The 14,756-nt window shown below is 72.1% G+C and carries 12 protein-coding genes; 4 read left to right on the top strand and 8 right to left on the bottom strand.

Translation table 11 applies throughout. From position 1 onward, the window contains the following. Window positions 1–180 precede the first annotated feature (180 nt). The 5 genes from ACZ562_RS19835 to ACZ562_RS19855 form a co-directional block, all read right to left on the bottom strand. Window positions 181–1,371 (bottom strand): amidohydrolase, encoded by a 1,191-nt coding sequence (locus ACZ562_RS19835; protein ID WP_471180560.1) that lies wholly within the window; start codon window positions 1,369–1,371, stop codon window positions 181–183. Window positions 1,372–1,676: 305 nt separating this feature from the next. Beyond that, window positions 1,677–2,135 carry an SRPBCC family protein gene (locus tag ACZ562_RS19840; RefSeq protein ID WP_471180562.1) on the bottom strand — a complete coding sequence of 153 codons (459 nt, stop codon included), beginning with the start codon at window positions 2,133–2,135 and terminating at the stop codon, window positions 1,677–1,679. 542 nt (window positions 2,136–2,677) lie between these two features. Continuing rightward, window positions 2,678–3,235: an MTB12 C-terminal domain-containing protein gene (locus tag ACZ562_RS19845; protein WP_471180565.1), complete on the bottom strand. Its 558-nt coding sequence runs from the start codon at window positions 3,233–3,235 to the stop codon at window positions 2,678–2,680. A 316-nt stretch (window positions 3,236–3,551) separates the two neighbouring features. Further along, complete coding sequence (locus ACZ562_RS19850) at window positions 3,552–4,484, bottom strand: hypothetical protein (protein WP_471180568.1); 933 nt, start codon at window positions 4,482–4,484, stop codon at window positions 3,552–3,554. Between the two features lie 376 nt (window positions 4,485–4,860). Beyond that, window positions 4,861–5,640 (bottom strand): SDR family NAD(P)-dependent oxidoreductase, encoded by a 780-nt coding sequence (locus ACZ562_RS19855; RefSeq protein ID WP_471180571.1) that lies wholly within the window; start codon window positions 5,638–5,640, stop codon window positions 4,861–4,863. Between the two features lie 299 nt (window positions 5,641–5,939). Here ACZ562_RS19855 and ACZ562_RS19860 point away from each other — a divergent pair, with 299 nt between their 5' ends. After that, window positions 5,940–7,829, top strand: coding sequence for an AMP-binding protein (locus ACZ562_RS19860; protein WP_471180574.1), 1,890 nt, complete (start codon window positions 5,940–5,942; stop codon window positions 7,827–7,829). Here ACZ562_RS19860 and ACZ562_RS19865 read toward each other — a convergent pair. The 3 genes from ACZ562_RS19865 to ACZ562_RS19875 form a co-directional block, all read right to left on the bottom strand. Next, window positions 7,819–9,621, bottom strand: a complete 1,803-nt coding sequence (locus tag ACZ562_RS19865) for a GNAT family N-acetyltransferase (protein ID WP_471180576.1) — start codon at window positions 9,619–9,621, stop codon at window positions 7,819–7,821. The genes ACZ562_RS19860 and ACZ562_RS19865 overlap by 11 nt on opposite strands. 426 nt (window positions 9,622–10,047) lie before the next feature. Beyond that, complete coding sequence (locus tag ACZ562_RS19870) at window positions 10,048–11,058, bottom strand: DUF6745 domain-containing protein (protein ID WP_471180579.1); 1,011 nt, start codon at window positions 11,056–11,058, stop codon at window positions 10,048–10,050. Window positions 11,059–11,131: 73 nt separating this feature from the next. Next, complete coding sequence (locus ACZ562_RS19875; protein ID WP_471180582.1) at window positions 11,132–11,458, bottom strand: hypothetical protein; 327 nt, start codon at window positions 11,456–11,458, stop codon at window positions 11,132–11,134. Window positions 11,459–11,641: 183 nt separating this feature from the next. Between ACZ562_RS19875 and ACZ562_RS19880 the strand changes: the two genes are divergently transcribed. The 3 genes from ACZ562_RS19880 to ACZ562_RS19890 are packed head-to-tail and all read left to right on the top strand — an operon-like array spanning window position 11,642 to window position 14,705. Then, entirely contained in the window at window positions 11,642–12,598 is a 957-nt protein-coding gene (locus ACZ562_RS19880; RefSeq protein WP_471180585.1) for an STM4015 family protein, read from the top strand. A gap of 9 nt (window positions 12,599–12,607) precedes the next feature. After that, entirely contained in the window at window positions 12,608–13,558 is a 951-nt protein-coding gene (locus ACZ562_RS19885) for an STM4015 family protein (protein WP_471180587.1), read from the top strand. Continuing rightward, entirely contained in the window at window positions 13,539–14,705 is a 1,167-nt protein-coding gene (locus ACZ562_RS19890; protein WP_471180590.1) for an STM4014 family protein, read from the top strand. Before ACZ562_RS19885 ends, ACZ562_RS19890 begins: the two co-directional genes overlap by 20 nt. Window positions 14,706–14,756: the final 51 nt, after the last annotated feature.

Here is a 14,756-nt window from a genome sequence, read left to right on the forward strand (position 1 = left end):
CCCATGGTCCCGGATGCACTTCTTCTGCTGCCACGGGTGGTTCAGTCGATCACCGGCGTGGCCGTTCGCAGCGAACAGCAGTTGCGGCGGCTTAAGGCCCCGATCAGCTGGTCCCGGGTACCTGGGTGCTGCGGTTTTCTGGAACCGCCACAGGCGTTCGATGGCTGACGCCTGATGTGTTCAGCGGGTTGCCGTGGAGATGCCGTGGTGCCCTTTCCATGCCTCGGCCAGCAGGTCCGCGTCGTACAGGACGTCCACCGTCGTGCACGCGAGGGCTTCGGTGGCGGACACCAGGACCCGGCGGGCTCGTTCGGCGGCCGCCGCTGCGGCGAACCCGGGCGTGTGGTCGGAGCCGTCCTCGCCCATGATCGCGACGAAGGGGTGGATGGCCGGTACGCGGGCACTGACATTGCCGATGTCCGACGAGCCCAGATACACGCCGGGAACGGGCGGCGTGACAGTGATCCCCGCGCGGGCCAGATGCGCGGCGAAGCGACCGGACAGAGCCGCACTGTTGCGAAAGTGCTCGTACCGGACCCCGGCACGCTCGACGACGACCGTGGTGCCGGTGGCCTGAGCCACGCCCGCGGCGCAGGAACGCAGGTGCCCTGCCAGGTTGTCGAGAGCGCCCGTCGTCGCCGCGCGCAGACCGAACAGGCCCGCCGCGTACTCGGGGACGATGTTCGTGGCCGTACCCCCATGGGTGACGATGCCCTGGATGTGGGAACCCTCCGGCAGCCGTCGGCCGAGCGCGGCCAGCACGTTGAACAACTCGACGAGGGCCGCGAGCGCGTCGATGCCCTCCGTGGGGTTGCCGGTCGGGTGGGCGGCACGCCCGCGGAAGCCGACCCGGTACTGCTCCTGCGCCGTCAGCGGCGCCCAGGCCCAGTCGTACACTCCCGGGTGGAACATGAGCGCGGCGTCGACGTCGTCGAAGACACCTGCCTCCACCTCGAGGGCCTTGCCTCCGCCTTCCTCCTCGGCAGGGGTGCCCACCGCCAGCACCGTTCCGACACCCGCGTCCAGCACGGCGTGGGCGGCGAGCGCGGCCCCCAGGCCGGCGGCGGCGATCAGGTTGTGCCCGCACGCGTGCCCCAGCCCGGGCAAGGCGTCGTACTCCAGCAGCAGTGCTACGGTGGGCCGCCTTTCGCCCCGTCGCGCGGTGAAGGCGGTCGGCATTCCCGCCACGCCCAGCCGCACGTCGAAACCGGCCCGGCCCAGCTCACCCGTCAGGAGCGCGGCAGCCCGTCGTTCTTCGAAGGCGTACTCAGGATGGGCGTGCAGCGCCGACGCGACCTCCCAGAGCGCGTCGGCGCGGTCCGTGACCTCCTCGTGGATACGACGGTACGTGCCGTCGGGCGTACGGGACACGCGTCCTCCCGGCGTCGGCGAGCCTTCCGTCTGACTGACCGAGTTCCACCAGGCAGCCCGCCGACACCGCCTCGCCGGGGGAGGGCCGCGGCGGGTGCGACCGGGCGGGGTCCGCTTGGTGCGGGCCCGCCCCCTCAGCCCTTGACCGACGCCTCTGAACAGCCTGTTGCAGTTCGTTGGACAGGACCTGCTCACCTCGGCAAGCCCGGTCTTGGACGCGCCTGCGCTCGACGGCGACAAGGAGGGAGAGGCCGTACGGTGCGTGGATACGCCACTGCGCGGCTTGACAGGACGTAATTCAGCTCTCATCCAGGCGTGACACGGCCGCGCCACGAGCCGCTTTCACCGCCGCGCTCCTCGATGAACTCCTTGAAGCGCCGCATGTCTCCCTTGACGCGCCGATCGATCATTCCGAGCATGTCGGCCGCCTTCTCCGCCGGTCCGCTCGACTCGACCTCCATGACGAGCTCGACGCGCGTGTGGGTGTTGTCCAGACTCTGGAAGCGGACCATGCCCATCTGCTTGGTGTCGCCGCTGGTAGTGCGCCAGGTGATCCTTTCGTCCGGGAGCTGGTCCACGATCTCGGTGTCAAACTCCCGACGTACGCCGGCGAACTTGGTGGTCCAGTGATTATGGGTTTCGTCGAGCTGTGTCACGTTCTCGACGCCGTCCATGAACTTCGGGAACTCCTCGAACTGGGTCCATTGGTTGTACGCGGTGTGGACCGGCACGGCGACCTCGACCGTTTCCCTCACTCTGCTCATGGCTGTGCCTTCCTCGGGTGTCATCCGCACGGACAGCGGGCCCGTCCCGCGGATCTGGGACGGAGGCCGAGTACCCACCATCCTCGCCGCTACAGCCGGGACGTGGTCCCGTGTGCCCGGCGGGCTTCGGCGGGCTTCATCGCAGGGCTTGAACACGCCCGGTGGGCGGTGTCCTGCCCGGCGGAGCCTCACCGCCCTCGGGAAGCCGTATCGACCGCCACTCTCGCCCCGCGCCGGTCCGAGACCACGTGCCAACGTGGGCCCTCGCTGTCCTGACCGCGGCCGCAAAGCCCTGGACAGGTCCCGGCTGGAACCGGTCGGGTACGCGAGAGGGCGCGGGCTGACCGACTCCAGCCCTGGACGCGAGGCCCAACGCCCGCCGCCACTCCGCCCCCACGGCAGCGTGGTCCGGACAGGCATCGGTCCCACGCCTGCCTACGTGACAACCGACCCGGGGCAACCGCCTTCGTTGTGCGCAGGTCCGGCCCGACTCGAGGTGTTGCCGCGAGGGCGGACACCCGTGCCGGGAAGCCGAGTCGGGGTCATCCGTACCCTGACTCGGCGGCCGGTCCCTCGCAGCTCGGCGCCCCCGGAGCGTCCTTCGCGTGCCGCGTCAGCTCGCAGACCGTGCGCAGCGCGATCTTCCAGGTGCCGGCCTGGAGGACGGCTGCCCCTGGGCCGCCCGTGTCCAGCCGCCGGCCGTCGCGGGTGAGGGTGTAGTCGACGTCGGCGTGCAGAGGGTTGGTGTACGACACGGAGGTCACGTCGGCACGCAACTTGCCGCCCAACGGGTCGTCGAAGAGATTGGTGATCATCAGCTCGTTCTCCCCTCCGTTCTCGACCACGTCGCTTCTGTCGCCGGAGGACGACTCCGGATCGAAGAAGACCCGCCAGGCTTCCCTGATGTCCTGCTCGGCCTCCTCCGGATCGTCCGGCGCCGTACCGGTCGGCGTGGGAGACCGGGGACCCGACGGTGACCTGCTCACCGCCGTGGTGCCGGGTGATTCGGCGGCGGACGGCGCCGCAGTCCGAGTCGTGCCGCTGTCCCCGCTGTCGCCGTCGCAGCCACCGGTGAGGGTGAGGACAGCGGCGGCTGCCACCGCCCACGCTCCGCGTCGTGGCATAGGGGTCGCAGGGGACATGGGACTACACCTCCGGGTTCGCCGTGTGGCTGGACTACCCGGAGCGGGCGGATTCATCCGGGCAGTCGTGCATGCGGAGTCGCGCCCACGAGACAGTGGTCTGCAATTGCGCCAGTTGAACAGCAAGTCGCCGAGCACCTCAGGGCCGTCGACAACGCCATGGCCGCCGTCTGGCACCCACGGGCATCCCTCAGTATTCCTCCCCCCGCCCTCACGCCCGCGGTTCCGGAGGCTCTCAGGGGGAGCGGCGGGTCATCCGAAGGCGGGCCGGTAGCTACCTGACGCGTGCGGCCAGGCGGTCTACTTCCCGTGCGGCCGCGCGCGCTTCCCGCTCGGCCCGGGCGAGCGCGTCGGCGGCTGCCCGGCGCCGCTTCTCGGCTTCCTGCTGTTCCTGCTCGGCGCGCTGGAGGTCCTCGCGTGCCCGCTGCAGTTGTTGCTCGGCGGCGTCGACCTGCTGCCGGGCGTGGTCGTGTCGGTCGCGCGCTCGCCTCAGCAGCGCGTCAGCGTCCGCTTGTTCCGCGCGCTGGGCGCGAAGCCGCTGTTCCGTCTCTTCGACTGTCCTTCTGGCCCTGGCGAGTTGTTCCTGCCTTTCGCGGCGTCGCTCGGCGAGATCGTCCTTCTGCTGCCCTCCCGTCGGCGGCTGAGCCGTCCGCCGGGACGGCTTACGGGGTGAGGCAGCCGTTGGGCCGGCGCCGGAGGGGAACGCCGACGGCGGGGTAAGGGCGTTGTGCAGGCGGCCGGCGGCCCACTGGTCGGCCGCCTCTTGATCGGCGAGTACGGCGCGCAGGGTGGATTCGACGTCCTGCAGCACCGTGTCCGACAGCCGGTGCCCGGCCTCGCGAGCAAGCTCGGCAGCCTGCCGGGACAGGGCGGAGACGATACTTCGGCGCTGCGCGGACAGTTCCTTGATCCCGGGCGTGTCCAGGGTGCCGTACGCCTCGCGCAGAGCCCGCCCCAGGTCCAGGAACTGCCGGCTCTCCTCCGGCCGGGAGCGCAGCAGCAAGTTCGCCGCCCAGGCGGCCAATGTGGGGCGGCGGGCGGTATGAATCCGGCGGGCATCCTCCGCGCGGCCGGCCTCCCTGGCAGCCGAGGCCAGCTCCTCGCGGTGGGAGACGAAGTCGGACGGTGGCGTGGTGTAGAGCTCGTCAAGGACCGACTCCACCTGGTCACGGCCGCTGCTCCGGCGGCGTTCGCCCTTACGCTGCATAAGCCTCAGCCTCCACCGGGCCGGGCGATCGCGCACATCGGATCAGCCGGTCAGCAGTCCCGCACAGGGCCTGATGAAGGCGGCTGAGACGATGCCTCTCCGGCAGACACGGCCGAGAACGTCCGCGGCACCATCAGAGGAAGCATCGATCCCGCCCAAGTGGCATCCCGTCGGGGCTCATTGGCCGGAGGGCACGGCCGGCCGCCAGATACTCCGACGGAGCCGAGACCGTCTGGTGCCGCGCCGAAATCGGCAGGACCGGCGACGGGACAGCCTTGATCAATGGCGTCGCCCTCCGATGAGGACAACAACGTCGTCGCAGACGGCGCCACTGACGAGCGGCCTCACGGAACCCCGGCGCGCGGAGCCCCATGGCTCAGTGAACGGAGAACCCGCCGTCGACGAAGATCGACTGCCCGGTGACGTAGCCGGAGGCGCGGCCGGCCAGGAACACCGCCGCTCCTGCGAAGTCCTCGGCCAGGCCGTTGCGGCCGACCATAGTGCGCGCGGCCAGCGCCGCCGCCTTTTCCGGGTCGGAGGACAGGTGCGCATTGAGCGGGGTCGGGACGAAGCCGGGTACCAGCGTGTTGCAGGTGACGCCGTACGGCGACCACGCCTCGGCCTGCGAGCGGGCCAGCGATTCCAGCGCCCCCTTGGAGACCCCGTAGGCGCCACTGTGGACGAACGCGCGGTGCGCCTGCTGGGAGGTGATGTGGATGATCCGCCCGAAGCCCCGCTCGGCCATGCCGGGCCCGAACCGCATACCCAGCAAGTAGGGTGCCTCCAGGTTCACCGCCATCGTGGCGTCCCACACGTCCTCGCCCAACTCGCCCATCGGCGGCCGCAGGTTGATCCCGGCGCTGTTGACGAGAATGTCGGGCTCGCCGAACACCTCCGCTGCCTGCTCCGCCGCCGTGCGCACGCCGTAGCGGGTGCTCAGGTCGGCGCTCACCCAGGCCGCCCGGCAGCCGTCCGCCGCCAGTTCGTCGACCGTGGCGGCCAGTTCCGACTCCGTGCGCGCCACGATCACCACGCTCGCTCCCGCTCGCGCGAGAGCCCCGGTGATGGCCCGGCCGATGCCGGAACTGCCGCCCGTCACCACGGCGACGCGGCCGTCCAGCGAGAACAGTTCGGAGAGGTAGTCGTGCGAGGTCATCCCCGCACCCTAGACGGTGCGTTCAGGCTGCCAAACCGAATACCCTTCACCCTGCGTTCGCTTGAAGTGCGGAGAAGCCGCCGCCCCACACACCGCTGCGGGAGTGGTGGCGGCACTCCTGCTCCGGGGGGATCGGGTCGAGTGCGACGTGGGGTGACGGGGTTCGTCGCGGGGCTGTCTGAACTTCCCCCGGCAGACGAAACACTTGGTGGACTTCGCCAGGCCACCAACACCATCCCGGTCGGCGTTCTGTCAGATCTTCTTCCCGCGCCGCGCCTTCTCTGCGATGATCAACCGTCATGAACGGGGCAAATGAACTTCACCGGTTGTTCGAGGCACGGGCGAGGGAGACTCCGGACCGGTCCGCGGTGGTCACCGAGCGGGCACGACTCACGTACGGTGCACTGGAGGACCGGGCCAACCGGCTGGCCGGCCATCTGCTGCACACGGGACTCGGCCCCGGCGGGACCGTGGCCGTGTGCACCTCCCGGCTGCCGGATCTGCTGGTCGCCGTGGTCGGCGTGCTCAAGGCGGGCGGGGCCTACACCGTGATCGGCCCGCAGCAGCCGACCGGGGACATCGGGCGGTTGCTGGAGCGGGCGGAGGCGAACACCGTCCTGACGCACGAGCAGTTCCGGCCGCGCGTCGACGACGGCACCGGCCGTCTCATCGTCTGTCTGGACACCGACGCCGGCCTCATCGATGCCCGATCCCCAGAGCCCCCGGCCGCGCCCTGCGGGGCCACCGCCGCGGTGCTGTTCACGGCGGGCACCACGGGCCGGCGGCGGCGCGTGGACGCGGGACATCAGCAGTTGCACGCGGCGTACGGGTCCTGGGCCGAGGTGTTCGGGCTGAGGCCCTCCGACGTCCATCTGGTGACCGCGCCGACCGACACCGCCGCCTTCACCTACGGCTGGATAAGGGCGCTGTGCTCCGGGGGCACACTGGTGCTGCCCGATGACGAGACCGGGCCGGCGCTGTGGGGTCAGCCTTTCGCCCAGGACGTCACCGTGCTCGACACCGACCCCGGGACTGCCGGTTCACTGCTCGAGGACTCCGTGCCCGGCGGGCTGCGACTCGTGGCGGTCGGCGGGGAGCGGCTCGCTCTCGACGAGCAGGTACGCCTCCAGGGGCGGCTGGCACCTGGGGCGCGGCTGCTCAATGTCTACGGGCCCGTGGAGGTCGCCGGCTGCGGCACCTGGTTCGAGACGGACCAGCTCTCCGGTCCGGTGGCCGAACCCGGACGGGTCCGCCTGCTCGGCCGCCCGTTCCCCGGCTGCCGGGCCGAGGTCCGCAAGGGCGAGATCTGGCTGACGCCCCCAGGGGCCCCCGAGGGCGGCGACGCCCTGCCCACCGGCGACGCGGGAACGCTGCGCGCGGACGGGCTGCTGGAGTTCGGCGGCCGGCTGGCGCACCGGGTCACCGTCCGCGGCCGTACCGTCGATCCGCACCGGGCCGAAGCCGCCCTGGCCACCCACCCCCAGATCCGGGAGTCCGTGATCACCGCCGTGGACGAGGAGCGGCTGGTCGCCTACGTCGTACCGAAGGCACTCGGCGCCTCTCCGGGCGCCGAGGCGATACGCAGCCATCTGACCAGCGTGGTGCCCGACCAGGAGATCCCGGCGTCGGTGGTGACCCTGCGGGCGCTGCCGCGCAACCGGGCCGGGAAGATCGACCGGCGGGCGCTGCCGCTGCCCGCGCAGCGCGCGGCGAACGGCAGGGTGAGCGGCAAGGGCGGTGGAGCGCCCCTCAGCCCGGAGGGATTCCTCTACGGCATGGGGTGCGCGATGCTGGTCGTGGCCCTGCCGTTGGCCGCGATCCTCACCAACCTGCTCTGGCCGGGATCCACCGACCTCACCTATGTTCCCGCGCCGTGGTCGTGGTTCTTCCGCGGTCTGTACGCCGCCGAGTTGCTGGCCTTCTGCGTGGGCCTCGCCTTCCTGTTCGCCGGGCGTCCGCCGATGCGTCGCCAGGGTCGCTCGCGCGGCCTGACGACGGCGGCCCATCTGGCCATCGTCTGGCTGCTGGTCTCCTGGTGGCCGCAGGACAACTTCTACCGGCTCGCGGCGAAGAACGACTGGGAACGGCAGGCGGCGCTCGTCTACGTCTTCAATGTGCCGCTGATGATCGCGGCGGTGGTGGTGGCGGTGTACGTGACGCGGCGCCCCGACCCCGCGGCTACGGAGTGAACATCCGCCCGGTGTCCCGGGCGGCGGCACGCACCAGCGCCTCGGCGGCGTCCAGGCGTTCAAGGGTGTGCGCGGCCAGCACGACGCCCAGACGGGGGGCCGGCTCGAAGGCGGCGGTCGGGATCGAGGGCACCAGGACGGCGTCGATCCCACCGCACCGCTTCGCCGTCTCGCGCAGGAAGGCGGACAGTTCCGGGCCGGGCAGCCGGGCGCCCAGCGGGACGTGGTCGACGGTGCGGACCAGGTGGTCGCCCCCTCGGATCCCGTCGAGCCGTGCCTTGACCATGAAGGCGACGGAGGGCCCCGTCATCCGCAGGTTGATCTCGGTGGGTGCCGGGCGACCGTCGGAGCCGGTCACGAAGTCCACGTCGAACCACCCTCGGTAGCCACTCGCGGCGATCCGCTCTCCCACGGCCCTGCCGAAGCACACCAGGGTCTCGGTGAGCGGTTGCGGCACGACACCGGGGCCGACGGTGGCGCCCTGATAGGCGGTGCCCTGGACGTCCATCACGGCGACACCCACCTCGTGGACCCGTCCTTCCGCGTCCACCAGTCCGTCGAAGGTCAGGTCCCTGGGTTCGGTCCCCCCGGCGACGAACTCCTCCAGAAGCAGGGGCCCGCGCGGCAACGGGGAACGGAATCCATGATCCCGAATCACCCAGGTGCCGGAACCTCCCGCACCGTGCACGGTCTTCACGACGGTCGCCAGCCCCGCGCGCCTCCGCGCCCTGAGCAGTCGCGCCGCCGCACGCCGGGTGGCCGCCTGCCACTGCTCCGGCACCCTGATCCCCGGATGGGCGGGCGAGAGCCGGGTGAACAGCTCGTGCGCGGCTCGCTTGGACTCGTACCGCAGAGCGTCCGGGCCCAGTGGCTCGCCGGCGAGTTCGGCGAAGGCGGGAGTGCGGCCCCACGGTACGAGGGGCAGGCCGAGGGACGTCAGCCGCTCGGCGAGTGCGGGGCGGGACAGGACGGCCCGGCTGACGCCACCCGCCGGCACCGGGAGGGCGGGGTCCGGTGCGGGGAGCAGCCTGCGGACCGGGCCGGTCCGGCCCCCATCCCCGTCCAGGGCCCCGCCGGGCTCCGTCAGGCCGTCGTACACTTCCACGGGCCCCCAGCCCAGGGTGCCGCCGACCAGGTCGATCCAGTCGGACGGAACCGCCCGGGGCAGGAGGAGCACGGCCGGGTGCGGAGAGACGAAGGCGGCCAGGCAGGAATAGTGGTCGGCCTCGGCGGCGGCGGCCGGGCCGAACTGGGACTGGAACTCGGCCACATTGCCGAGGTGGATCGCGCGACGGCCCCCCGTCCAGGCGTGGGCCCAGCCGTCGCGCGGGGTCACGAGAACCACTTCGAGGAGGGGCAGCTCACGCCCCGCGATCGAGCCGGAGGGGGCAGTTCCGACGGGTCGGGCACCCATCCGGCGGTAGAAGGGCTCCGCGTTCGGGTCCGAGTCGATGGTGATCCGGGTGAACCCGAACTCGCGGGCGGCTCCCAGCACATGGGCGTACAGAGCACGGCCCACCCCGCTGCCCACGGCGCGCGGCTCGACGAAGCACAGGCCCAGACGGCCCCGAGGAGCCGTGCCCTCCAGGGAGGCGACTCCGACGACCCCGTGGTGTGCGTCCTCGGCGACGACGATCCGGCGGCCGGCGACCTCGTCCGGCCGAATGGTGAGTTCCTCGCGGCAGGCCTCAAGGAAATCCGCGTCGTACCCCCAGTGTGCCTTCGATCGCAGGACGAGTTCGGTCAGCGCGGTCGCCTCCTCGGCGCGCGCGGGCCGGATCCGCACCCCCACCCGTACCTCCTTGATCCCCGGATCGTGTGATCAGACTAGGGTTTCGTCGAACGCGGCTCCAGGAGAAGGCGGCGTCGACCGGCAGCGGGCGTCACCCGGTCGGCGACATCCGGGGCGAGGGCGAGCACTGGGGTTCGCCCAGGCTCGCTCCCCTCGGCCTGCCGCTTCGGATGGCGGGGAGGCCGGGACTCACGAAGGCCCGCAGTCCGGTGGGTCTGCCGGTCGGTGCGTGCACGAGCGGCCTCGTGGGCGGGGGAGTGGCGGTCATGGCGTGCTCCGGGGCCGTACGCCGTGGAGAGGCACTCCTCGAAGAGACGGGCCAGCGTGGTCATCGGCTTCTCGGGGATCCATCGCCGGGGCGTGGGCCTGGTGGGACCCACCCGCATACCCTTGTGAGGTCGCGGCACCACGTGGGCGTCGACTGGTTCACGTCTCCCGCAGCGGTGCGTACATCTCCGGCCCCAGCCCGAACGTCCAGGCCACCCCCTCCTTGGCCTCCCGTGTGGTCGGCGGCACCCGCAGCCAGTACGTGCGGATCGTGCCGTCCGGCTCCGGTGTGGAGTTGAGGACCTCCACCATCACGACCGGCTCGTCCCCGTCGAGGTCGATGCGCCAGAGCGTGCCCGTCTCGTCCCGGTGGATCGGCCGGGCCGCGGAGTCGGCGAGGTAGCGGTCGTAGCCGTAGTGCTCGAGCATGACGCGCCGCAGCTCGGCGTTCTCCTCGGCGCGGATCCGCTCCGGCGTCAGCGTGCGCAGCTCCTCCAGGAAGGCGGCCGGCACCGGCATGCCACGCCAGGCGTACAGGGCGAAACCGTCGGGGAAGGCGAGCGCCGGGCCGTCCCCGCAGTCGAGCCGGCCCGCCTCGTCGCGGTGCAGGGCGACAGGGCGTTCGCACACCACCGCGACCTTCTCGAACGGCCACCACCAGCCCGCGGTGCGGCAGACCTGGGCCAGCCCGTCGAGCGGGGGCCGGTCCGTGTCGAGGGCGGCGAGCCACGGCGCGTCGTGCTGTCCCAGCACGGCGTCCAGCAGGATCAGCCGGATCTCCGTCTCGGCGCGCCGGTCGCCGTCCGCGAGCTCGTCGAGCACTCCTCGGTGGATCCGGTCGACCAGCGCCCGCGTCGTGTCCCACAGGCGCCCGCCGGTCGCCGCCCAACGTGCCGACCAGCCCGCGGCGCCCAACTCCTTGTGCAGCCGCAGGCGTTCTGCCGCCCAGGAGTCGCTGCGCACACTCTCGCGCACGCTTTGGCCCAGGTCCGGCGAGGCACGTATCAGTGTCACGGCGTTGCGTGGGGAAGCGGCCCACACCACGCGTTCCGGCTCCGCAAGCCCGGCCCGCCGGTACGCCAGCCGGACTCCCGCCTCCGCCGCGGCCCGGTCCGCCGGAACGGCCGCGGCGGCACACGCACGCCACCGCTGGACCTCGTCAGTCGTCACCTTCGTCTCACTCACCCTGCGTCCGCCCGTCTCTCCGTCTGTCTGTCCGTGTGTCCGTCTGCCCGCACTCGCCTCAGTCCGCCACGATCCGCACGGACCCCGGGACGTACTCCCGCTGCCGGATCACCCGGAACCACCCCTTGGGCAGCGTGATCGACGCGTGCTCCTCGTGCACCACCCGTCCGCCCTGGGGCAGATGCAGCAGCAACGGACCGAACGGTCCCGGCTCACGCACCAGTTGGCCCGGACCGACCACCGCATGGGCGTGCCCGGTGACTTCACCCAGCGCGAGCACCATCCGCCCCCGCGCGTCACGCGGTTCCTTCGGGGCGTGCGCCGCATGTGCCGGCACGGCCTCCTCCGCGACGGACACGATCAGTACATCTCCCTGCCGGTACATGGCTCTCCCCTCCGCCCGGTGCGCGACTGCCCCGGCGTCGAGACCGACACTACGAGCCGCCACTGACAACGGCCTGCGGACGCCGCCCCGCCGCGGCCCGCTGTCAGTGCCTGTTGGTAGAACTGCTGCACGCGCCGCACAGCGCACTCACACCTCATCCGTCGCACGTCAGGAGCAGCCCGCATGACCATCGGTGACCACCTGCAGGAGCTGTACGGTCTCCCCGCCTTCACCTTTCCCGGGCCCGGCGAGCAGACGGAGCTTCCCGACGCCGACGCCGTCGCGTGGCGGATCACCAGTGACGTGTACGACGCCGACGAGGAGTGGGAGGCGGCCTTCGCCCGCTTCTGCTCCGCGGTGGACACGACCCGGGTGCGTGCGCTGATCGTCGGCGCCTGGCAGGAGGCGTACGACACGGACCCGTCCTCCGTCGTCGAGGCGCTGCTGGCCGCCCGGGACCGGCTGCCCGCCCTGCGCTCCCTGTTCTTCGGCGATCTCGTGATGGAGGAGTGCGAGATCTCCTGGATCAACCAGACGGACGTCACCGGGCTGCTCGCCGGCTTCCCCGAATTGGAGGAGTTCGGCGTGCGTGGCGGATCGGAGCTGGGGTTCACCGCTCTGCGCCACCCGGCCCTGCGCAAGCTGGTGGTGGAGACCGGGGGCCTGCCCGCCGAGGTCGTGCGCGGCATCGGCGCCAGCGAACTGCCCATGCTGGAGCACCTCGACCTGTGGCTGGGCACCCCCAACTACGGCGGGGACAGCGAGGCCGCCGACCTCGAACCGATCCTGTCCGGCGCACGTCTGCCGAACCTGCGCCACCTGGCGCTGCGCAACAGCGAGATCCAGGACGAGGTCGCCGCCGCTGTCGCGTCCGCCCCGGTGGTCGCCCGCCTGGAGGTGCTGGACCTGTCCATGGGCATCCTGACCGACGAAGGCGCCGCCGCACTGCTCGCCGGCCAGCCGCTCACCCACCTGAAGAAGCTCGACCTGCACCACCACTACATCAGCGAGGCGCTCCAGCAGCGCATACGGCAGACGTTCGAACCTGCGGGCGTCGCCGTGGACCTCGACTCGGACGACGCGGACGAGTACCAGAGTGACGACGGCACCCTCTACCGGTACGTCGCAGTGGGGGAGTGAACGCACATCATGGGCTACTACCCCACTCACCTGATCCGCCTCGGCGGTCTGCCCGTTCACGTCTTTCCCGTGGTCGAGGAGGAGGTGCCCACCCCGCTGCCGGCCCCCGCGTCGGTCGCATGGAAGCTCTCCACCGCCGGGGAGTTCCCCTTCGAGCCCCTGTGGCGGCGCTTCCTCGACGAGGTCCCCACCGACCAGGTCACCGCGCTCGTCCTCGGCGCCTGGTGGGAGGAGTGGGACGAGCACGGCATCGACCCCGCCCTGGACCTGCTCACCGCCGAGGCACCCCGCTTCCCGCACCTGCGCGCGCTGTTCCTGGCGGACGTGGAGTCCGAGGAGTCGGAGATCTCCTGGATCAAGCAGGGAGACGTCACCCGCGTCCTGCGCGCCTGGCCCGGCCTGCAAGAACTGGGCGTGCGCGGAGCCGACGGCCTGGTGATCGAACCACTGCGCCACGACGGGCTGCGCAGCCTGCGGATCGAGTCCGGCGGCCTGCCCCCGGACCCCGTCCACGCGCTGGCGGCCTGCGAGTTCCCTGCGCTGCGGCACCTGGATCTGTGGCTGGGCACCAACTGGTACGGCGGCGACTGCACCCCGCAGGACATCGCCCCGCTCCTGACCGCGCTGGCCGGCTGCCCCGACCTGCGTCACCTGGGCCTGCGCAACAGCGACATTCAGGACGACATCGCCGCCGCCCTGGCCGGGGCTCCCGTCGTCGCGGGCCTGGAGTCCCTCGACCTGAGCATGGGCGCGCTGGGCGACGAGGGCGGCGCGGCACTCCTCGCGGGCCAGCCGCTGACCCACCTCCGTTCACTGGACCTCCGCCACCACTTCATGGACGGGAAACTGGTCGAGCGCATCCGCGAGGCACTGGAGCCGCACGGAGTGAGTCTCGCCCTCACCCCCGCCCGGCGCCGCTCACACCGCTCGGAGGCGCGGTATGTCGCCGTGGGCGAATGACACGCGACCGCGGTTCGCGGTGGTCGGCAACCCCGAGAACCGCCGGGTCACGCTGTTCGCCGAGGCGGTGCGCGCGGCCGGCCTGCCCGGCCCGCGCATCGTGTCGTGGCGGGAGGTGCTGCGCGCGGGCGGAGCCGACTTCGCCGCCGAGGAGACCGTCCGGGTCGACTCACCCGGGGAGAACCCCGAAGTCGACCTGCTTCTGCGCGGCACCCCGGACCCCACCCGCGTCGAGGGCTCGGCCCGCTGGTACACGCACTTCGTGACGGCCCTGCGCAGCCTGCGCGGCGGCATCCGCCTCGACGACCCGGACGAGTTGGCGGTGATGTTCGACAAACGACGCTGCCACGCGGTCCTCACCGCGGCGGGCGTCCCCGTCCCGGCCTCGCCCACCTCGGGCCCGGACGCCGTGGCCGTGCGTGGCTGGGACGACGTACGGACCCTGATGCGTGAGCACCGGATGCCCCGGCTGTTCGTCAAGCCCGCGCACGGCTCGTCGGCGTCCGGTGTCCTCGCTGTCGAGTCGGCGGGCGCCGGACGGATCAGGGCCACGACCTCCGTCGAACTCGCCCCGGACGGCAGGCTGTTCAACTCCCTCAAGGTACGTCGCTACGAACGGGAGCAGGACATCGCGGCCATCGTGGACGCGCTTGCCCCCGACGGCCTGCACCTGGAGCGCTGGCTGCCCAAGGCCTCCCAGCGGGGCCGCGCAGCCGATCTGAGGGTCGTCGTCGTGGACGGCCGCGCCACCCACGCGGTGGTCCGCACCAGCCCCTCCCCCCTGACGAACCTCCACCTCGGCGGCAGCCGGGGCGACCTCGACGAGGCCCGGCAGGCCGTCGAGGCCGCGGGCGCCCGCTGGAGTGACGTCCTCGCCGTCTGTGAACGGGCCGCCGCCTGCTTCCCACGCACCCTGCGCGTGGGCGTCGACCTCCTGCCGGCCGTCGGCTGGCGCAGGGCCGCCGTCGGCGAGGTCAACGCCTTCGGCGATCTGCTGCCCCGGCTGACCGGACTGCCCGGCAGCGGAGCGGAGGGCCTCGACACGTACGCGGCCCAGGTGGCCGCCGTCCTGCGCCGCTCTCCGTCCACCGGGCAGGCCGCCTCGCGCCACCCGCACAGAACAGGAACCAGCCATGTCAGCGCCTGAACCGACCCGCCCGGAGCCCGGCCCCGGCCTGCCCCCACCCCCCTCCGGCGC

The sequence above is a fragment of the Streptomyces sp. NPDC040410 genome (assembly GCF_055595715.1).